The 20048-nt window shown below is 56.1% G+C and carries 21 protein-coding genes; 15 read left to right on the plus strand and 6 right to left on the minus strand.

From position 1 onward, the window contains the following. The first annotated feature begins 110 nt into the window (after positions 1-110). Both metK and AC6I8C_RS15425 read left to right on the plus strand, forming a co-directional pair. On the plus strand, positions 111-1262 hold the full coding sequence (gene metK / locus AC6I8C_RS15420) for a methionine adenosyltransferase (RefSeq protein WP_010248851.1): 1152 nt from the start codon (positions 111-113) through the stop codon (positions 1260-1262). 1105 nt (positions 1263-2367) lie between these two features. Continuing rightward, complete coding sequence (locus AC6I8C_RS15425; RefSeq protein ID WP_013358968.1) at positions 2368-3765, plus strand: sugar porter family MFS transporter; 1398 nt, start codon at positions 2368-2370, stop codon at positions 3763-3765. Positions 3766-3845: 80 nt separating this feature from the next. Here AC6I8C_RS15425 and AC6I8C_RS15430 read toward each other — a convergent pair whose 3' ends face one another. Next, on the minus strand, positions 3846-5114 hold the full coding sequence (locus AC6I8C_RS15430) for an O-antigen ligase family protein (protein WP_497822973.1): 1269 nt from the start codon (positions 5112-5114) through the stop codon (positions 3846-3848). Next, positions 5104-6249: a glycosyltransferase gene (locus AC6I8C_RS15435; RefSeq protein WP_497822974.1), complete on the minus strand. Its 1146-nt coding sequence runs from the start codon at positions 6247-6249 to the stop codon at positions 5104-5106. Before AC6I8C_RS15435 ends, AC6I8C_RS15430 begins: the two co-directional genes overlap by 11 nt. Positions 6250-6459: 210 nt before the next feature. Between AC6I8C_RS15435 and AC6I8C_RS15440 the strand changes: the two genes are divergently transcribed. The 6 genes from AC6I8C_RS15440 (at position 6460) to ruvX (ending at position 10677) form a co-directional block, all read left to right on the plus strand. Continuing rightward, the gene (locus AC6I8C_RS15440; protein ID WP_497823354.1) at positions 6460-6972 is read left to right on the plus strand and encodes a SprT family zinc-dependent metalloprotease; all 513 of its coding nucleotides are present in this window, start codon (positions 6460-6462) and stop codon (positions 6970-6972) included. A gap of 76 nt (positions 6973-7048) precedes the next feature. Further along, positions 7049-7753 (plus strand): deoxyribonuclease I, encoded by a 705-nt coding sequence (endA, locus tag AC6I8C_RS15445; RefSeq protein ID WP_497822975.1) that lies wholly within the window; start codon positions 7049-7051, stop codon positions 7751-7753. Positions 7754-7824: 71 nt separating this feature from the next. Next, positions 7825-8556, plus strand: coding sequence for a 16S rRNA (uracil(1498)-N(3))-methyltransferase (gene rsmE, locus AC6I8C_RS15450; protein WP_497822976.1), 732 nt, complete (start codon positions 7825-7827; stop codon positions 8554-8556). Positions 8557-8662: 106 nt separating this feature from the next. Beyond that, a complete protein-coding gene (gshB, locus tag AC6I8C_RS15455) occupies positions 8663-9607 on the plus strand; it encodes a glutathione synthase (protein ID WP_147790033.1) in 945 nt (314 codons plus the stop codon). A gap of 87 nt (positions 9608-9694) precedes the next feature. Next, a complete protein-coding gene (locus tag AC6I8C_RS15460; RefSeq protein ID WP_013358975.1) occupies positions 9695-10258 on the plus strand; it encodes a YqgE/AlgH family protein in 564 nt (187 codons plus the stop codon). Beyond that, complete coding sequence (gene ruvX / locus AC6I8C_RS15465; RefSeq protein WP_497822977.1) at positions 10258-10677, plus strand: Holliday junction resolvase RuvX; 420 nt, start codon at positions 10258-10260, stop codon at positions 10675-10677. The genes AC6I8C_RS15460 and ruvX overlap by 1 nt, the downstream gene beginning before the upstream one ends. Positions 10678-10682: 5 nt before the next feature. On the opposite strand, the gene AC6I8C_RS15470 is transcribed toward ruvX, so the two are convergent. Continuing rightward, a complete protein-coding gene (locus AC6I8C_RS15470) occupies positions 10683-11678 on the minus strand; it encodes a type IV pilus twitching motility protein PilT (protein ID WP_497822978.1) in 996 nt (331 codons plus the stop codon). Positions 11679-11692: 14 nt separating this feature from the next. Here AC6I8C_RS15470 and AC6I8C_RS15475 point away from each other — a divergent pair, with 14 nt between their 5' ends. From AC6I8C_RS15475 to hemW, 4 genes are read left to right on the plus strand one after another with little or no spacing between them, the layout of a single operon-like run. Beyond that, positions 11693-12400 (plus strand): YggS family pyridoxal phosphate-dependent enzyme, encoded by a 708-nt coding sequence (locus AC6I8C_RS15475; protein WP_135907720.1) that lies wholly within the window; start codon positions 11693-11695, stop codon positions 12398-12400. 12 nt (positions 12401-12412) lie between these two features. After that, positions 12413-12967: a YggT family protein gene (locus AC6I8C_RS15480; protein ID WP_013358979.1), complete on the plus strand. Its 555-nt coding sequence runs from the start codon at positions 12413-12415 to the stop codon at positions 12965-12967. Between the two features lie 21 nt (positions 12968-12988). After that, on the plus strand, positions 12989-13582 hold the full coding sequence (locus AC6I8C_RS15485) for an XTP/dITP diphosphatase (protein ID WP_497822979.1): 594 nt from the start codon (positions 12989-12991) through the stop codon (positions 13580-13582). Continuing rightward, on the plus strand, positions 13575-14714 hold the full coding sequence (hemW, locus tag AC6I8C_RS15490) for a radical SAM family heme chaperone HemW (RefSeq protein WP_497822980.1): 1140 nt from the start codon (positions 13575-13577) through the stop codon (positions 14712-14714). Before AC6I8C_RS15485 ends, hemW begins: the two co-directional genes overlap by 8 nt. A 50-nt stretch (positions 14715-14764) precedes the next feature. Here hemW and AC6I8C_RS15495 read toward each other — a convergent pair whose 3' ends face one another. From AC6I8C_RS15495 to trmB, 3 genes are all read right to left on the minus strand, one after another. Beyond that, positions 14765-15481, minus strand: coding sequence for a YggN family protein (locus AC6I8C_RS15495; RefSeq protein WP_442799222.1), 717 nt, complete (start codon positions 15479-15481; stop codon positions 14765-14767). A 65-nt stretch (positions 15482-15546) separates the two neighbouring features. Next, the gene (locus AC6I8C_RS15500) at positions 15547-15873 is read right to left on the minus strand and encodes a YggL family protein (protein WP_497822981.1); all 327 of its coding nucleotides are present in this window, start codon (positions 15871-15873) and stop codon (positions 15547-15549) included. Then, the gene (gene trmB / locus AC6I8C_RS15505; RefSeq protein ID WP_010248887.1) at positions 15873-16592 is read right to left on the minus strand and encodes a tRNA (guanosine(46)-N7)-methyltransferase TrmB; all 720 of its coding nucleotides are present in this window, start codon (positions 16590-16592) and stop codon (positions 15873-15875) included. The genes AC6I8C_RS15500 and trmB overlap by 1 nt, the downstream gene beginning before the upstream one ends. Before the next feature lie 154 nt (positions 16593-16746). Between trmB and mutY the strand changes: the two genes are divergently transcribed. From mutY to mltC, 3 genes are read left to right on the plus strand one after another with little or no spacing between them, the layout of a single operon-like run. Further along, the gene (gene mutY, locus AC6I8C_RS15510) at positions 16747-17832 is read left to right on the plus strand and encodes an A/G-specific adenine glycosylase (RefSeq protein ID WP_497822982.1); all 1086 of its coding nucleotides are present in this window, start codon (positions 16747-16749) and stop codon (positions 17830-17832) included. After that, positions 17832-18104 carry an oxidative damage protection protein gene (locus tag AC6I8C_RS15515; protein ID WP_003853409.1) on the plus strand — a complete coding sequence of 91 codons (273 nt, stop codon included), beginning with the start codon at positions 17832-17834 and terminating at the stop codon, positions 18102-18104. The genes mutY and AC6I8C_RS15515 overlap by 1 nt, the downstream gene beginning before the upstream one ends. Positions 18105-18158: 54 nt before the next feature. Further along, on the plus strand, positions 18159-19238 hold the full coding sequence (gene mltC, locus AC6I8C_RS15520) for a membrane-bound lytic murein transglycosylase MltC (RefSeq protein ID WP_013358985.1): 1080 nt from the start codon (positions 18159-18161) through the stop codon (positions 19236-19238). Positions 19239-20048 lie beyond the last annotated feature (810 nt).

Consider the following 20048-nt stretch of genomic DNA (forward strand, 5'->3'; position numbering starts at 1 on the left):
GTGCTGACACAACCTCACTGCTCGCGGCTTTGCCTGAAGGGGCGTCAGGTCAGACAACCTCACTGGCGCTATGCAGTCGTACTCAAACCATATTTAAGGTAAAGAACAGAATGGCTAAACACCTTTTTACGTCCGAGTCCGTATCAGAAGGACATCCCGATAAAATCGCCGACCAGATCTCCGATGCTGTGCTGGATGCGATCCTTGAACAGGATCCGAAAGCGCGCGTGGCCTGCGAAACTTACGTTAAAACCGGTATGGTGCTGGTTGGCGGTGAAATCACCACCAGCGCCTGGGTCGATATCGAAGAGATCACCCGCAAGACCGTACGTGAAATCGGCTATGTTCATTCCGATATGGGCTTTGATGCCAACTCCTGCGCGGTATTAAGCGCGATTGGTAAACAGTCTCAGGATATCAATCAGGGCGTTGACCGTACCGATCCGCTGGAACAGGGCGCGGGCGATCAGGGCCTGATGTTCGGCTATGCCACTAACGAAACAGACGTGCTGATGCCTGCGCCGGTGACCTATGCGCACCGTCTGGTGCAGCGTCAGGCTGAAGTGCGTAAAAACGGCACCCTGCCGTGGCTGCGTCCGGATGCCAAGAGCCAGGTCACTTTCCAGTATGACGATGGCAAAATCGTCGGCATTGATGCCGTCGTGCTCTCTACTCAGCACGCGGAATCCATCAGCCAGAAAGATCTGCAGGAAGCGGTGATGGAAGAGATCATCAAGCCGGTTCTGCCAGCAGAATGGCTGAGCGCCTCAACCAAATATCACATCAACCCAACCGGTCGCTTTGTGATTGGCGGCCCGATGGGCGATTGCGGTCTGACCGGTCGTAAAATCATCGTAGATACCTACGGCGGCATGGCGCGTCACGGTGGCGGTGCGTTCTCGGGTAAAGATCCGTCAAAAGTTGACCGCTCTGCAGCCTATGCAGCGCGTTACGTGGCGAAAAACATCGTGGCGGCCGGTCTGGCTGATCGTTGTGAAATCCAGGTTTCCTACGCTATCGGCGTGGCTGAACCGACCTCCATCATGGTGGAAACCTTCGGCACTGAGAAAATCTCTACCGAACAGCTGACGCTGCTGGTACGCGAGTTCTTCGACCTGCGTCCATACGGTCTGATTCAGATGCTGGATCTGCTGCACCCAATCTATAAAGAGACCGCGGCTTACGGTCACTTTGGTCGCGAACATTTCCCATGGGAAAAAACCGACAAAGCGGCTCTGCTGCGTGAAGCCGCTGGACTGTAAGGTCAGCGACTGCTAATGAAACCCTGCCCCTGCGGCGTAATGCTGGTCAGTTAAGGTTAGATTTGTAAAGGCTGTCACGGTCAGACGTGGCAGCCTTTTTTCTGGCCGAGCAAGCCGCAGTGCGGGCCAGCGCACCTCTGCTGCTGCCGGGCCGTCCTCGCGCCGCTCACGCGGTACCTTCGGCTTTGACGTCGTGCCGACGAACCGTTCGGGGCCCTCCCTGGCCGGCCCCGAACTGTCCACGCTTCCCGGCGTGGACTTCTGGCCCGGCGTCACGCCTCAGCGCTGCGGATAGCCCTTTCAGCAGCAGAGGCGCTCAGGCCTCCACTCTCGTGCCCTTTTTTAACAATACACACTGAAGTTTCCGAGCAGGCTGGTGCCGGGCAGGGGCAGGCAATCCGCAGCGCTGAACAGAATGAGTCTGCCAGGAGAGCCCGCAGGACGCGGGCAAAAGGCGGGGCGGCACAGGATGTGCCATCCCCGGCGGTCCGTCAGGCAGGCGAATGAAGTGAAGGAACCGCGCAGCGGCGCGAGGACCGCCAGCCCCTCCCCGGCCCCAGTCTGCGTTATCACCTGTCGCTTAACTGACTGGCATTATGCCCCTGCGGCAGGGTTTTTTATCGCCTTTTCAGCCCCATTGCTGACCAGAGAATGCTTTCTCACGCATGCAGGCTGAACGCTATATCCGCGCAGTGACTGGCGACCGTCAGACATCAGAAAAACCAATCTGCCCGGCATCTCTTTCACTCTGCAGCAAATTTTCCATTCTCAGCTACACTTCCTTTCGCTTTTTCTGACGACAAAATGTTAACGATTACAAATTGAAATGCTTTGTTTTTCTGATATTTAGGAATTAACGCACGTGGTTATTATGCTGAAAATGCGTTATTTTCAGCGTCGTCTGATAGCCACTAAATAGAGCATTGTCAGAAACTTAATGAGTGCTATACCTCACTGGTTAATTAATCTTTCCGGGAAAAATATGCTGAATTTCAGGGTTTCAGCGTGTGTAAGCGATTACACTGATGTGATCAGACTCACTTTTTTCCCGCAAAAGGTTTTTTAACATTGATAAAAACAATGATGGATAAACCTGGAGGCTCCCATGCCTGGCAATACACACAAAAGCAGAACTTCAAATAAGGCGATGACCTTATTTGTCTGCTTTCTGGCGGCCCTTGCGGGACTGCTGTTCGGTCTGGATATCGGCGTTATCGCCGGTGCCCTGCCGTTTATCGCAAAGGACTTTAACGTTACTCCCCACCAGCAGGAGTGGATCGTCAGTTCCATGATGTTTGGTGCGGCGGTCGGTGCTATCGGCAGCGGCTGGATGTCATCCCGCCTGGGCCGTAAAAAAAGCCTGATGGCCGGTGCGATTCTGTTCGTTATCGGTTCACTCTGGTCAGCGATGTCGCCAAACCCGGAAATGCTGATCAGCGCCCGCGTTCTGCTGGGCCTGGCCGTCGGTATTGCCTCTTATACCGCCCCGCTTTATCTTTCTGAGATCGCTCCGGAAAAAATTCGCGGCAGTATGATTTCGCTTTACCAGCTGATGATCACCATCGGTATTCTGGGTGCTTACCTTACCGATACCGCCTTCAGCTTTACCGGCAACTGGCGCTGGATGCTGGGCATCATCACCATTCCGGCCCTGCTGTTGCTGATCGGTGTTTTCTTCCTGCCAAACAGCCCACGCTGGCTGGCGGCGCGAGGCAACTTCCGCGATGCGCAACGCGTACTGGATCGTCTGCGTGACACCAGTGAGCAGGCAAAACGTGAGCTGGAAGAGATTCGTGAAAGCCTGAAGGTCAAGCAGTCTGGCTGGGGTCTGTTCACCAGCAGCAGCCACTTCCGTCGTGCGGTCTATCTGGGCATCCTGTTGCAGGTCATGCAGCAGTTTACTGGTATGAACGTCATCATGTATTACGCACCAAAAATCTTTGAAATCGCGGGCTTCACCAACACCACCCAGCAGATGTGGGGCACGGTGATTGTGGGTCTGGTCAACGTACTGGCGACCTTCATCGCTATTGGTCTGGTGGATCGCTGGGGCCGTAAACCTACCCTGATTCTGGGCTTTATGGTGATGGCAGCCGGTATGGGCGTGCTGGGTACGATGCTGCACTTCGGCATTCACTCCGCGGGCGCACAGTACTTCGCGGTCGGTATGCTGCTGATGTTTATCGTTGGTTTTGCGATGTCAGCCGGTCCGTTGATCTGGGTGCTCTGTTCCGAAATTCAGCCGCTGAAAGGCCGCGATTTCGGTATCACGGTTTCCACGACCACCAACTGGATCGCCAACATGATCGTGGGTGCGACCTTCCTGACGATGCTGAATACGCTGGGCAACGCAAACACCTTCTGGGTCTACGCACTGCTTAACCTGTTCTTCATTCTGCTGACCGTGATGCTGATTCCTGAGACCAAAAACGTCTCGCTGGAACACATCGAACGTAACCTGATGGCAGGTAAGAAACTGCGCGACATCGGTTCACGTGACTAATATTACCCGATAAAAATGCGGTAAAAAAAACGGCGGGGTTTCTCTGGAAACCCCGCCGTTTTTATTTGTTCAATGCATGCTTAAAGCGAGTTAGCCCTCCCTGCCGGCAATGGCTGCCGTATGCAGCAGAGTGCCAGCGTCATAATGAAAATAGTGGCTGTCTGATTATACGGCAGTACCGAATCGGTCAGTCCGCAGATAAACAGTGCCAGTATCGGCAGCGTCACGCCGCGCAGATCGCACTTCTTAAGCCAGCCGCTAAGCACAGTCATATAGAGCAGCGCCAGCGACAGCGCGCCCAGCCAGCCCTGCAGCGTCGTCACTTCCAGAAACTCGTTGTGCATGTTGTACTTAACGTTGGTGTAGCCTTCACCATTAAGCGGATAGTGCGCCATGATGAACTCCCGCGCCTCCGTGGTGCGTGCATCCGGCGTGGCAAAACCGCCATGATGCTCAATAAAGTTGACCGCCCCGCCCCAGATAGCCACACGCGCGCCCAGCGAGGTGGAACTGTTTGATCCGTAGTTCTCAATGTCCTGCATCCCCTCTACCCAGCGGTTACTGGTCATCAGGATCAGCACCGCCAGCACGCCCACCAGTAATGCGCTGATTCGCCAGTTGGTCAGCAGCGAAAGCCGGTAGGTCTGCAACAGGAACAGCAGCCCCACGGCAATCAGCGCAATCAGCGTTACGCGGGTGCCGCACAGGTAGAGCAAGGCAAAGGTCACAGCCAGCACAGCGATATCGGCAATCTTCCAGTATGCATGCGTCTCGTAACGGCTCAGCCACAGCCAGGTGCAGTAGATAAACAGAATCATGTAGGAGGACATCGAGGCCGCTTCGGTGGTGAGCTTGATGCGGATATTCTCGGTATAGAGATGCTCATGGATACCAAAGCCCAGCGTAATCAGCAGACCGACCAGAATTAACACTTTTCCAATGCGCAGCGTAGTTGCAGAGACCCGGTTGCCATAAATCGCCAGACTGAGCAGCACAAAGGCTCCCAGCAACAGCCGCTTCGCCCCCAGCAGATAGTTGCCAATATTGGTGATGGCATCGTTTGAGGGTGCGGTTTCAAGCCCCTTTGTGTGTATCGCCCAGAACAGACGGATCAGAGCGAAGAGAATCAGCACAGCAAACAGGACGACATAAAAACCGTTCTCTTTAAACGCCACTCGCCTGCGCACCAGGCCATACAACACAGATGCAACGGAGAGATAAGAGACCAGATAAAATATTTTTTGCGGCAGGCCGGAAACAAACATATTCAGTGACAGCGCCAGACAGAGCGCAATAACTGAAGCATTAACCATTAACGTTAATCCATTACGACTGCTTTTATTGGTCATGCTTAACCTCAGTCAGACGGTTAAACGCACTCATCAGGTGCTTCATATAATTTTCCTCATAAAAACCGGTGATGCTCGCTTTAATAACCTGATGATCGGGAAAGTGGAAATCCCGGCTCATGGCGTTGAGAATAGCGGCCAGCGCCATGCTGTCATTAGTCGGGTAGAGCTGACCATTGAGACCGTTCTGAATAATCTCTGACGGGCCACTGATGCAGTCGGACGAGACGCAGTAGACACCCCGTGACATCGCCTCCAGCAGGATCAGCGGAAAGCCTTCAAAGTTCGAGGTCATGATCAGACAGGTGACCTGTCTGATATGGCGGATGACGTACTCCCAGGCATTCTCCTGCCAGCCATGCCAGGTAATACGATCCTGAATGCCGAGTTGCGTCACGTAGTGCTGACACTGCGTCAGATCTTCTCCGTCACCTACAATCTCCAGCGTCCACGGCGCATCCAGATGCTTCAATGCATCAAACAGATCTTTAAGCTGTTTCTGCCGCTGAAAATGGACGCGACCGATATAGAGAAACTTCAGCCCCTGCGGCCTGCCGATAACCACGTCATTACGCCGGATCGGGTTATAGATGACGTCAACGTCAGTGGCGGGTGCGCCCAGCTCCACCAGTTGCTCTTTGATCTGCTTACTGATAGCAAAATGGTGATCGGCCCGCAGCAGATAGTGGGGGCGATATCGTTCCCGCGGTGGCAGGTGCATCCAGCTCGACAACACGATTTTGCGTCCTGAGAGCGTAATGGCCCGGCGCGTCATCAGACAGGGAATGGTATTGAGGGTCAGAACATGGTCGGGCTGATAGCGACGAAAGAAGGCGGCCATTCTCAGCGTGTGAATAAGATTTTTTATTTTCTTATTCCGCAGCGTGCAGACACTCTCTGATAAAACGGCGTTGGCGGTCCAGGCGCGGGAAAGGCTCTCCTCTCCGCTGTTGATAATAAACAGCCCCGCTTCCGTTCCGGGTTCCGCATTCAGAGCGGTAATCAGCTGGCAGGTCACATTCTCCATACCGCCGCGGCCAGCCATGAGATCGGTAACCAGCACAATACGCTGTTTCCTGATGTTATTATTTTTCATTGCGTTGTCCGTACACTGTGCCTTCCGCTTCTGATCCATTCACTCTGCAGTGAACATTAGCAACAGGATATTCTAAAAAACATCGTAACCATATTTAATCCAGAAATTTCAGCCAATAGCAGCGGCGCGCCGGGCCACTCGCCCGCGGTGGATCATATGGCTCGAAACTGGCGGAAGAGTATAGTCGCTGCGCTGTCGTTTTCGCGGGTAACGTTGAGTTCCTGGGCGACGGCGATTATTCTGAGCGCCATGAAAACACCTCGTCTCCCCATTGCCCTGCAGCAGGCCGTGATGCGCTCACTGCTCCAGTCGCTTGAGCGTGCAAATCAGACCCTGAAAACCCATTATCCGGAACCGAAGCTGCTCTACCAGCAACGCGGTACGGCGGCGGGCACCGCCTGGCTGGCCGCCTGGGAGATCCGCATCAATCCGGTGCTGCTGCTGGAAAACCAGCAGGCATTTATCGATGAAGTGGTGCCGCACGAGCTGGCGCATCTGCTGGTGTGGAAACAGTTTGGCCGCGTCGCACCACACGGCAAAGAGTGGAAGTGGATGATGGAGCAGGTGCTGGGGGTGCCGGCACGCCGCACCCATCAGTTTGAGATCGCCTCCGTGCGCAGTAACACCTTTGCTTACCGCTGCCAGTGCCAGCAGCATCAGCTGACGGTTCGCCGCCACAATCGTGTTCTGCGCAAAGAAAGTGAATATCGCTGCGTGCACTGCGGCAGCCTGCTGGTCGCAGGCGAGTTTGGCGCTTCCTGAGAACAATCCCCATTCCGCCCTATTCCACATTCTGTTAACCTGCCGCCCTTTTTCGTACCAGGAAGAAATCCGGAATATGTCTCGCATACTAAGTCTGGCGGTTGCGCTGCTGTTTGCACCTGCCGCTGACGCCCTTAATCTGAATAACTATCATCAAAATAACTTCCAGCAGGCTAAAACCTTTGCGGCGGCGATTAACGCCGATGCACCGGGTTCGTTCTACTGTGGCTGTAAGATTGAGTGGCAGGGCAAAAAGGGCATTCCCGATCTCAACAGCTGTGGCTATCAGGTGCGCAAGAACGCCAATCGCGCCGGGCGCATTGAGTGGGAACATGTGATGCCGGCCTGGGAGTTTGGTCATCAGCGCCAGTGCTGGCAGGACGGTGGCCGCAAAAACTGCAGCAAGGACCCCGACTATCGCCGCATCGAAACTGATTTGCATAACCTTCAGCCCGCAGTGGGTGAAGTGAATGGTGACCGTGGTAACTTCGCCTACAGTCAATGGAACGGCAGCGAGAAGCAGTACGGCCAGTGTGAGATGAAGATCGATTTCAAACTTAAACAGGCGGAGCCACCCGCGCGGGCGCGCGGTGCCATTGCCCGCACCTATTTCTATATGCGCGACCAGTACCATCTGCGCATTTCGCGCCAGCAGACGCAGCTGTTTACCGCCTGGGACAGGCTCTATCCTGTCACAAAATGGGAGTGCGAACGCGACCAGCGCATTGCAAAGGTTCAGGGCAATCACAATCCTTATGTGCAGCAGGCTTGCCAGCGCTAAAATCCCTGCCCTACACTAGCTTTTTTTCCCCATGACGCCGCAGCAGCGCGGCGTCCGGTTTCAGGAACCTTATGCGCATACCTCGCATCTATCACGCCGAACCCTTAGACATCGGCAGTGAAATTACCCTGGATGAAGATGCATCCAATCATGTGGGCCGGGTACTCCGGATGACGGCAGGTCAGCGTCTGGAACTCTTTGATGGCACTAATCTGACTTTTGCAGCAGAGATCACGCATGTTGATAAAAAGCGTGTAAAAGTATCGGTCACAGAGAGCCAGCCGGACGATCGCGAGTCACCTTTGCATCTGCATTTAGGTCAGGTGATGTCGCGCGGTGAAAAAATGGAATTCACTATCCAGAAATCGATCGAACTGGGCGTGAATGTCATTACACCCTTGTTTTCCGAGCGCTGTGGCGTAAAGCTTGATGCTGAACGTCTGGCGAAGAAGATCCAGCAGTGGCAGAAAATTGCTATTGCCGCCTGCGAGCAGTGTGGCCGTAATCGCGTGCCGGAGATTCGTGAAGCGATGACGCTGGAAGCCTGGTGTGCAGAGGCTGACAGCGGTCTGAAGCTCAACCTGCATCCGCGCGCCAGCCACAGTATCAACACGCTGCCACAGCCTGTTGAGCGGGTACGACTGCTGATTGGCCCTGAAGGCGGTTTGTCTGCGGACGAGATTGCGATGACGGCGCAGCACGATTTTACTGACATTCTGCTTGGCCCACGGGTATTGCGTACCGAAACCACCGCGCTGACGGCCATTACGGCACTTCAGGTGAGGTTTGGCGACCTGGGTTAAGCGATACTTTCAGCGGAAAGAGCGCAGGCATGATGTCCTGACCGATCGGCCCACTGCAGACCGAACCAGACGAGGCGGTAAATACCGCCTCACCGAGGAGATAATAATGATTAAACTTGGCATCGTGATGGACCCTATTTCGTCCATCAATATTAAAAAAGACTCCAGCTTCGCTATGCTGCTGGAAGCACAGCGCCGTGGTTACGAAATTCACTACATGGAGATGCACGATCTCTCTATGCGCGGTGGCGTGGCCTCTGCCCGCACCCGCCTGCTGACCGTCGAGCAGAACCCTGAAAACTGGTATCAGTTCGGCAGCGAGCAGGTGATCCCGCTGGCTGACCTGAACGTGGTGCTGATGCGCAAAGATCCGCCATTCGACACCGAGTTCATCTATGCGACCTACATTCTGGAGCGCGCAGAAGAGCTGGGTACGCTGATCGTGAACAAACCGCAGAGCCTGCGTGACTGTAACGAAAAGCTCTATACCGCCTGGTTTGCCGAGTTCACGCCTGACACCCTGGTGACCCGCAGCAAAGCGCAGCTGCGTGCCTTCTGGCAGGAGCATGGCGACATCATCATGAAGCCGCTGGATGGCATGGGTGGCGCGTCTATCTTCCGCGTGAAGAAAGACGATCCTAACTTTGGTGTGATTACCGAAACCCTGACCGAGCATGAGAGCCGTTTCTGCATGGCGCAGAACTACATTGCGGCGATCAAAGAAGGTGACAAACGCGTGCTGGTTGTGGATGGCGAACCGGTGCCTTACTGCCTGGCACGTATCCCGCAGGGCGGTGAAACGCGTGGCAACCTCGCCGCCGGTGGTCGTGGTGAAGCACGTCCGCTGAGCGAAAGCGACTGGGAAATTGCGCGCCGTGTTGGCCCGACACTGAAAGCAAAAGGACTGATTTTTGTCGGTCTCGACATCATCGGTGATAAACTGACTGAAGTTAACGTGACCAGCCCAACCTGCATTCGTGAAATTGAGGCTGCGTTCCCGATCTCCATCACCGGCATGTTGATGGATGCCATTGAGAAGCGCCTGGGCTGAGCAAGAAGCCGGGGCGTGGCTCCGTGATCAACCCAATACCGGTGCGGTCGTCGCGTGCCGGTTATTTTTTTGGTACATCGTGTGAGAATGAATTTACAACATCACTTTTTGATTGCCATGCCTTCATTGCAGGATCCTTTCTTCAAGCGTTCCGTGGTCTATCTCTGCGAACATAACGAAGAGGGCGCAATGGGACTGATCATCAATAAACCCATGGAAAACCTGACGGTTGAAGGCATTCTGAAGAAACTGAAAATCTCTGCTGACGATCGCGACCCGGCCATCAGGCTGGATAAACCGGTGTTTACCGGCGGCCCGCTGGCAGAGGATCGTGGCTTTATCCTGCACTCAGCACAACGCACGTTTACCTCCAGCATCCGTGTCTCAGATAACACCATTATCACCACATCCCGTGACGTGCTGGAGTCGATCGGCACCGCGTCTCAGCCCACCAATGTGCTGGTCGCGCTGGGCTATTGCGCCTGGGAAAAAGATCAGCTGGAAAATGAGCTGATGGAAAATGCCTGGCTGACCACGCCAGCTAACAGCAATATCCTGTTCCAGACGCCGATTTCAGAGCGCTGGCGCGAAGCGGCACGCAGTATTGGCGTCGATATCCATAACATGGCCAGCGACGCGGGACACGCCTGATGTCAACTCAGACTCTGTTAGGTTTCGACTTCGGCACCAAAAGTATTGGTGTCGCTGTAGGTCAGGAACTCACGGGCAGCGCCCGTCCGCTGACCGCGATTAAAGCGCAGGATGGCATTCCGGACTGGCAGGTGATTGAAAAGCTGCTGAAAGAGTGGCAGCCCGATTTCGTGGTCGTCGGCCTGCCGCTGAATATGGATGGCACCGAGCAGCCGCTGACCGATCGCGCGCGTAAATTTGCCAACCGTCTGCACGGTCGCTTTGGCATCCGGGTAGAGCTGCAGGATGAACGACTCAGCACGGTAGAAGCACGTGCTGGCCTGTTTGAGCGCGGCGGCTATCGCGCGCTCAACAAAGGGTCGGTCGATTCACAGTCCGCTGCCATCATTTTGCAGGACTGGTTCGAAAGCCATTACTGATCTGCTTACTCAATCAGACCGGCGGCCTGACGCGCCAGCCGGCTCTGCTCAAATGTCTGCATACCGGCCTGCGCGCCGGTCTGCAGCAGCGCAGGGATCTGGTGCATCTTGCCCTCCCGGATCAGATTAGTGATGCCCGGCGTGGCGATCAAAACTTCAAACAGTCCGATGCGCGATCCGGCAATTGAAGGCACCAGCCGCTGCGCAATCACCGCTTTCAGGCTGCCCGCCAGCTGCGTACGCACCAGCTGTTTCTCCTCCGCCGGAAAGACATCCACCAGCCGGTCCACCGCCTGCGCCGCGCCGCGGGTGTGCAGCGTCGCCAGTACCAGATGACCAGTCTCCGCCGCCGTCAGCGCCTGACGGATGGTGTCGCTGTCGCGCAGTTCGCCCAGCAGGATGACGTCGGGATCTTCACGCAGCGCCGCCTTTATCCCCAGCGAGAACGAATCGCAGTGCAGGCCAATTTCGCGCTGCTGAATCAGCGACTGCTGGCTGTGATGGATAAATTCAATCGGGTCTTCCAGCGTAATGATGTGGCGCGCCCGCTGGCGGTTTAGCGCATCGACCAGCGCCGCCAGCGTGGTCGATTTACCGCTGCCGGTCGCACCGGTCACCAGAATCAGACCATCCTGCTGCTCCAGAAGCGTCGGCACAATGGCGGGCAGTTGCAGGCTCTCCAGCGTCGGGCACGTCGTGGCGATAATGCGCAGCGCCAGTGACAGGCCGTTGCGCTGCATAAACAGATTTGCACGCAGACGCTGGCCGCAGGTCAGGCTCAGGGCGAAATCGAGCTGCCCTGCATGCTCCAGCTGCTGACGCTGCGGGTCACTGAGCCAGCGGGTCATAAACTCTGCCATCCAGGCGGCAGAAAGTCTGGCCTGCTGCGGAATCACCTCCAGCCTTCCCTGCCGCCGCCAGTAGGGCAAATGTCCGCTGCAAAGGTGCAGATCGGCGGCATTATGCTTTACACTAAGCCCCACCATTTCATCCAGATTCATAATTTCTCCTGACTATGACTTCAATCCAGCAGAACCTACAGCAAGTGCGACAGCGAATCGCCGCCGCTGCCGCGCGTTGCGGCCGCGCTCCGGAAGAAATTACCCTGCTTGCAGTCAGCAAAACCAAACCTGCGAGCGCGGTCGAAGAAGCCTTTGCCGCTGGCCAGATTGCCTTCGGTGAAAATTACGTCCAGGAAGGGGTTGAAAAGGTTCAGGCACTGGCCGCACATCCTGAACTGGCGTGGCACTTCATCGGCCCGTTGCAGTCCAACAAAAGCCGTCTGGTGGCAGAGCATTTCGCCTGGTGTCACACCATTGACCGCCAGCGCATTGCGCAGCGGCTCAACGATCAGCGGCCCGCCTCGCTGCCACCGCTGAATGTGTTAATTCAGGTAAATATCAGTGACGAGAACAGCAAATCTGGCATCATGCTGGAGGCCGTTTCCGGGCTGGCGGAGCAGATCGCTGCCCTGCCGCAACTGCGGCTGCGGGGATTGATGGCGATTCCGGCAGCGGAGAGTGATTACCAGCGGCAGCTGGCGGTGTGTCAGCAGATGGCGGAAGCCTTCCGGCAGTTGCAACAGCACTATTCTGGTATAGATACGCTTTCGCTGGGAATGAGCGATGACATGGAGGCGGCAATCGCCGCAGGCAGTACGATGGTGCGTATCGGCACCGCCATTTTTGGCGCACGAGATTATGCGCACAACTCACAACAATAACAGAGGAACTTCATGTTAACACTGACGTTTTTGGTAAAAACGCTGATCGATCTCTACGTCATGGTGCTGCTGTTACGCATCTGGATGCAGTGGTCCCGCTGCGATTTTTACAATCCAGTGGCGCAGTTTGTCGTAAAAGTGACACAGCCGATTGTTAAGCCACTGCGCCGCATACTGCCGGCTCTGGGGCCGATTGATACCGCCTCGCTGCTGCTGGCCTTTGTGCTGACCACGCTGAAATACCCGATTCTGCTGCTGATTCAGGTGGGCGTGTTCTCGGTTGACCCAACCAATCTGCTGGTCGGCCTGCTGTCGCTGGTGAAATCCGCCGGCTATCTGGTCTTCTGGGTCATCATCGTTCGCTCTCTGATGAGCTGGATCAGCCAGGGCCGTGGCCCGGTCGATTATCTGCTGGTGCAGTTGACCGAGCCGATGATGGCACCTATTCGCCGTATTCTGCCTGCGATGGGCGGCATCGATTTCTCAGCGATGATCGTCATCCTGGTGCTGTATGCCCTGAACTTTCTCGGCATGGACCTGTTCCCGGGTCTCTGGTATCTGCTGTAAATGAATCAAACTGGAACTGTTATGCAAAAAGTTGTGCTCGCAACCGGCAACCCCGGCAAAGTGCGTGAACTGGCGGAGTTACTCTCCGCCTTTGGTCTGGATATCGTCGCGCAGACTGACCTTGGGGTTGAATCGGCAGAAGAGACTGGCCTGACCTTCATTGAGAACGCGATTCTCAAAGCGCGTCACGCGGCACAGATCACCGGATTACCGGCCATCGCCGATGACTCCGGTCTGGCCGTGGATGCGCTGGGCGGCGCGCCTGGCATCTACTCGGCGCGCTACGCTGGTGAAGAGGCCAGCGATCAGCAGAACCTGGAGAAGCTGCTGCAGGCGCTGGAAAACGTGCCTGACGGTCAGCGCCAGGCGCAGTTCCACTGCGTGCTGGTCTATCTGCGTCATGCGGAAGACCCGACGCCGCTGGTGTTCCACGGCAGCTGGGAGGGCGAGATTGCCCGCTCCGCCTCTGGCACCGGTGGCTTTGGTTATGACCCGATTTTCTTTGTCCCGGCGCTGGGTAAAACCGCGGCCGGGCTGAGCAAAGCGGAAAAAGGTGCAGTTTCTCACCGGGGTAAAGCATTGACGCTGTTGCTGGAAGCGATGCGTAATGCCTAATCTGCCGCCGTTAAGTCTCTACATCCACATTCCGTGGTGCGTACAGAAGTGTCCCTACTGCGATTTTAACTCCCATGCGCTGAAAGATGAGGTGCCGCACGTTGAATACGTGCAGCACCTGCTGCGCGATCTGGAGATCGACCTGCCGCTGCTCAATGGCCGGGAAGTGCGCACAATTTTCATTGGCGGCGGCACGCCCAGCCTGCTGAGCAGCAGCGCGATGCAGATGCTGATGGATGGCGTGCGGGCGCGTCTGACGCTCGCCCCTGATGCGGAAGTGACCATGGAAGCCAATCCTGGCACCGTGGAAGCTGACCGGTTCAGCGCTTATCAGCGTGCCGGTATCAACCGTATTTCGATTGGTGTACAGAGTTTCAGTCCGCAAAAGTTGCAGCGTCTGGGCCGTATTCATGGTCCGGAAGAGGCCGTCCGCGCCGCAGAACTGGCAGAGTCGCTATCGCTGCGCAGCTTTAACCTCGACCTGATGCATGGCCTGCCCGATCAGTCGCTGGAAGAGGCGCTCGACGATTTACGTCAGGCGATTGCGCTGAATCCGCCGCATCTCTCCTGGTATCAGCTCACCATCGAACCCAACACCCTGTTTGGCTCACGCCCGCCGGTGCTGCCGGATGATGATGCATTGTGGGATATTTTCGAGCAGGGCGATCGGCTGCTGCAGGCGGCCGGTTATCAGCAGTATGAGACCTCCGCCTACGCGAAGCCGGGATATCGCTGTGAACACAACCTCAACTACTGGCGCTTTGGCGACTACCTGGGGATTGGCTGTGGCGCACACGGCAAGCTGACCCAGCCGGATGGCCGCATTGTCCGTACGGTGAAAACCCGTCATCCGCGTGGCTTCATGCAGGGTAACTACCGCGAAAAGCAGTATGAGGTTGCCGATAGCGATAAGCCGTTTGAATATTTCATGAACCGCTTTCGCCTGCTGGAAGCCGCGCCGCGCGACGAGTTCAGCCGCTACACCGGTTTGTCAGTAGAGGTGATTCGTCCACAGATGGATGCCGCGATTGCCGCCGGTTACGTAACTGAAACCGCTGAGCAGTGGCAGATTACGGAGAAAGGGAAATTGTTCCTGAATTCGCTGCTGGAGCTGTTTTTAGCGGAAGAGTGAGTGCGGAAGAGTAAAAAAAGCGCCTCAGCCCGCCAGGCTGAGGCGTTAACTTATTTTTTCAGTGCGCGGGTAAGCTGTTTACGCTGATCTTCCAGCGAAATTACGCGATTACACACTTCGTGTCCGAAGTTCTGGAAATCCTGCTCCTGCTTGCTCCACTCAGCCTGAATCGACTGTTGCAGACCGCCCAGATTGCCCATAATCGCCTGCAGCGGGTTACTGCCACCGCTGCCCTGCTTACTGCCCATCTCATTCAGACTGTCCTGCATTACGCCGCCCAGCGTTGACTGCACCAGTCTTTCGCCTTCGGCGCGCACCTGATCGATCGCCTGATGGTGGAACGTCAGACCGTCTTCACGGTGTTCAATGATGCGGTTCATCTGCTGTTTCAGCTGGCCATTCAGCGTGGTCAGGCGATTACGCACGTTGCTGTCGGTGCCCAGTTTTTCAACGATGACCCGATCCAGTGCCGCACGTCCTTTCTCCAGACGGGATGTCGCTCCGCTGTCGATCCACGGCAGATCGCGACGCAGCGCGTTCTGATAGTCGATCGCTTTCTGACGTTCAGCGATATCCAGCGAAACTTTCTGGCCATTGAACTGCACGTCGCCCTGCGGCGAGATTTCCATATTGCCGTTAGCACCGACCACCTGCACGCTCTGCGGTTTAATCACCACATCGTCCTGCGGCTTAACGCTGCATTCGTAGGCTGCCTGAGCCTGAGTTGCTGCCACCAGCAGCACAGCAAGAAGCGCTTTACGCATCATATCTACTCCCTAAGATCGGGTCTGAAACCCTCCGATCGGGCCGCAGCCCGACACTGTGTGACGACTTAGTTCCACCAGACGTCAAAGAGTTCCGTCATCTGCACATCCTGAAGCTTGCGGTCTTCCAGCCATTTGCGGACCAGCGCGCGATGCTCATCGGTGCATTTGCCGGTTTTCTGCAGGCAAACCAGACCTTCCCACACCAGGTAGCCGCTGCCATCAAAGGCCAGGCCGTTAGGATCGATCGCTTCATTGATGAACTGGTTCAGCGTCTCATCAATTTCGCTTTCGCTGGTGCCTTCCGGGAAGCGCCAGGCAACGGAGAAGCCCAGCTCCTGAAACTCGTCGATGTGCAGTTTTTTACGTAAACGGCGGCTGCGTTGTGTGGCCATTATTTCACCCTCTCAAACATTAAATCCCATACGCCATGGCCTAAACGCTGCCCGCGCTGCTCAAACTTGGTCAGTGGACGCGTCTCAGGACGCGGCACATAATTCTGCTGCTCTGACTGATTGCGGTAGCCATCGATGCTGTTCATCACTTCCAGCATATGCTCCGCGTAGGCTTCCCAGTCGGTCGCCATGTGGAAAACGCCGCCCAGCTTCAGTTTACGCATCACCAGTTCGGCGAACGGCACCTGGACGATACGGCGTTTATTGTGACGTGCTTTATGCCACGGGTCGGGGAAGAAGAGCTGAACCATGCGCAGCGAGTTATCCGGAATCATTTTCTCCAGCACTTCCACCGCGTCATGGCACATGACCCGCAGGTTCTGTACATCGGCTTCTTTGGCGGCGGCGAGACAGGCACCCACACCCGGCGCATGCACTTCAATACCCAGGAAGTTCTGATGTGGCGTGTTCTGCGCCATGGTCACCAGCGATGCGCCCATGCCAAAGCCAATCTCCAGCGTGACCGGAGCTTCGCGGCCAAACAGCGCGGGCAGATCGACAGGCTCAGGCTGATATTCCACCCCCATGACCGGCCACAGGGTATCCAGCGCCTGCTGCTGGCCTTTGGTTAAGCGACCCTGGCGGCGCACAAAGCTGCGGATCCGGCGCAATGGCCGCCCGTTCTCATCAAATTCTGGGGTGATGACGTCATTAATCATGTAAAAGCCTGCTGGTTAGCCTGTTCCGGGAAACGGGCATTATGCAAAGTTCATAAGCAGAAGCAAGCCTTTGCAATCTTCCGGTTTACACCCAGGTGCGCATGTGCTGGAATTCCTGCCTGAGTGTAGAGTAAACACGGAAAATTTCCTTCTTATGATGCAAGCGCCGCAGTTCGCGCAACAGGTGCTGGACTGGTATCAGCGCTTTGGTCGCAAAACCCTGCCGTGGCAGCTGGAGAAAACGCCTTATAAGGTGTGGCTCTCCGAAGTGATGCTACAGCAAACCCAGGTTGCCACGGTTATTCCCTATTTTGAACGCTTCATGGCGCGCTTCCCCACGGTCACCGATCTCGCTGCGGCGCCGCTGGATGAGGTGCTGCATCTCTGGACCGGCCTGGGCTACTACGCCCGTGCGCGCAATCTGCATAAAGCCGCAAAGCAGATTGTCGAGGTGCATCAGGGCGAATTCCCGCGTAATTTCGATGATGTTTCTGCCCTGCCCGGCGTTGGCCGCTCCACGGCGGGCGCGATCCTGTCGCTGTCGCTGGGTCAGCACTTCCCGATTCTGGATGGCAACGTCAAGCGTGTGCTGGCCCGCTGCTATGCCGTCAGCGGCTGGCCGGGTAAAAAAGAGGTCGAGAAACGGCTGTGGCAGATCAGCGAAGAGGTCACACCCGCCGAGGGCGTCAGCCAGTTTAATCAGGCGATGATGGATCTGGGTGCGATTGTCTGTACCCGCTCTAAGCCGAAGTGTGAAATCTGTCCGCTGAACAGTGGCTGTGAGGCGTACGCCAGCAGCAGCTGGGCGAGCTATCCCGGCAAAAAGCCTAAGCAGGTGCTGCCGGAGCGCAGCGGCTGGTTCCTGATGATGCAGGATGGCGATGATATCTGGCTGGAGCAGCGTCCGCCTGTGGGATTGTGGGGCGGTCTGTTCTGCTTCCCGCAGTTCACCACCGAAGCGGCGCTGAATGACTGGCTGGCGGCGCGTGGCATCCATGCAAAACCGCAGCAGCTTACCGCGTTTCGTCACACCTTCAGTCATTTCCATCTCGATATCGTGCCAATGTGGCTGTCGTGGCCTTCTGCCGGGGCGGCGATGGATGAAGCAGGCGGTCTCTGGTATAACTTAGCGCTGCCACCATCTGTGGGATTAGCTGCACCCGTTGAGCGCCTGTTACACGAGCTGCGCCATCCCCGACAACTGGCTTTGGACAGTTGTGAGATTAATGAGGAAGAGTAATGAGCCGCACCATTTTTTGTACTTTTTTACAGCGCGACGCGGAAGGTCAGGATTTTCAGCTCTATCCGGGCGACCTGGGTAAGCGCATTTACAACGACATCTCCAAAGAAGCCTGGCAGAAGTGGATGGCGAAACAGACCATGTTGATCAACGAGAAGAAGCTCAACATGATGAATCCCGAAGATCGTAAGGTGCTGGAGAAGGAGATGATCAATTTCCTGTTCGAAGGCAAAGACGTTCATATCGAAGGCTATACACCGCCAGAAGCGTAAACATTCCGGGCCTCATCGCTGAGGCCGGTTATCCAGGTCAGGCTTGCATTCCCAATGAATAAAAAATTAATCGCCCTGCTGGTGATAGCCCCACTTTTGGTTTCCTGTTCCGGGTCAAAGAATCAGCAATCCCACGAGGAGTGGGTTAAAGACACCAACGGCTTTGATATTCTGATGGGCCAGTTTGCTCACAATATTGAGAATATCTGGGGTATCAATGAGGTCCTGATCGCCGGACCGAAAGATTACGTCAAATATAGCGACAACTATTACACCCGCAGCCACATCAACTTTGAAAGCGGTAAGCTGACCATCGAGACGATTTCTGGCACCGATCCGATGGCCAGTCTGCGTCAGGCTATCGTGACCACGCTGTTGATTGGTGAAGATCCGGGTAATGTCGATCTCTATTCTGACGCCAACGACATTGAGATCAGTAAAGAGCCGCTGCTCTATGGTCAGGTGCTGGATAACACCGGTCAGCCGATTCGCTGGCAGGGTCGCGCGGAAGCCTTTGCTGACTATCTGATTCAGAATAAATTAATGCGCCGCACTTCGGGTCTGCATGTGATTTACAGCATTTCGATTCCGATGGTGCCGAACCACCTGGATAAGCGTGCGCACAAATACCTGCCGATGGTGCGTAAAGCCGCCGAGCAGTATGGTGTCGATGCCTCGCTGATTCTGGCGATTATGCAGACCGAGTCGAGCTTCAACCCCTACGCCGTGAGCCATTCTGATGCGCTGGGTCTGATGCAGGTGGTGCAGCATACCGCCGGTGTTGACGTGTTCCGCATGAAAGGTAAATGGGGCAAGCCGAGCCGCAGCTATCTGCTGGATCCGGAGAACAACATCGATGCCGGTACAGCTTATCTGTCGCTGTTGCAGCGCAGCTATCTGGGCGGCATCCAGGATCCGGTATCACGCCGCTATGCGGTGATCACCGCCTATAACGGTGGTGCAGGCAGCGTATTGCGCGTCTTCTCCAGCGATAAAGATCGGGCGTTCTCAATGATCAACGGCATGTCTCCCAGCAAGGTCTATTCGACCCTGGCGAACCAGCATCCATCGGCGGAGTCGCGTCGTTATCTGTATAAGGTGAGCACGGCTCAGAAGAGTTATCGGGGATTCTGATCGGAGCCGCTGAAGCGGGGGGGTTGTTCGCTGCGCGAACGGGGCTTGCGGCGCTGAAGCCGGGGTTTGTTCGCTACGCGAATGGGCACTGAGAAGGGTTTCGTTCGCCTAATCAGTTGGGCAGTTTCAGACACGCCTCTGCAGGCGACCGACAAGGGGCGCCAGTCGCCGCGCCCCTTGACCCCCGGCTCCGGCCTGCTTCACCGCCGCTTCGCGGTCCCTTCGCTTCTTCAGGATTTCTCACGGACCGCCGGGACGCGCCATCCCTGGCGCGAACCCGCCTCTTCGCGACATCCCTGTCGCTCGTCCTGAAATCCCTCATCCGCTCAGCGGTTCTGACGGCCTCCCTACCCCCCTGCTGTTATCTCTTCTTTCTGTATTGGGTACTTTATCGCTGTGGGTTTTTGGCTTTGGCTGTGGGTTTTTGGCTTTGGCTTTGGCTTTGGCTTTGGCTTTCAATTCAGCAGACAACACAGCACCACAGTTAACACAAAGAAATCACAGGCGGGGGTTTCTCAGAGGCATCCGAAGCGCTGAGGAACAACCGGAGGCCAGGATGAGCCGACAGGACGTCGGCGAAAGGACGGTTCGCGCCAGGGATGGCGCGTCCGGACGGTCCGTCGGCCGCAGGGCGTGACGAGGGCACCCCGCAAAGCGGGGCGCGGAGGCAGCCGGACGCCGGGATTGTTAAGGGGCGGGCTTACGCCCCTTAACGCGTCCGCCTGCACAGGCAACCTGAAACTCCCCATCGCCTGGCGGGCGAAACCTTCTCAGTGCCAGCCCGCTGCAAAGCATGCCCATCTCGCCAGA

This window comes from Pantoea sp. X-Soil-YNGN-844, from assembly GCF_059730595.1.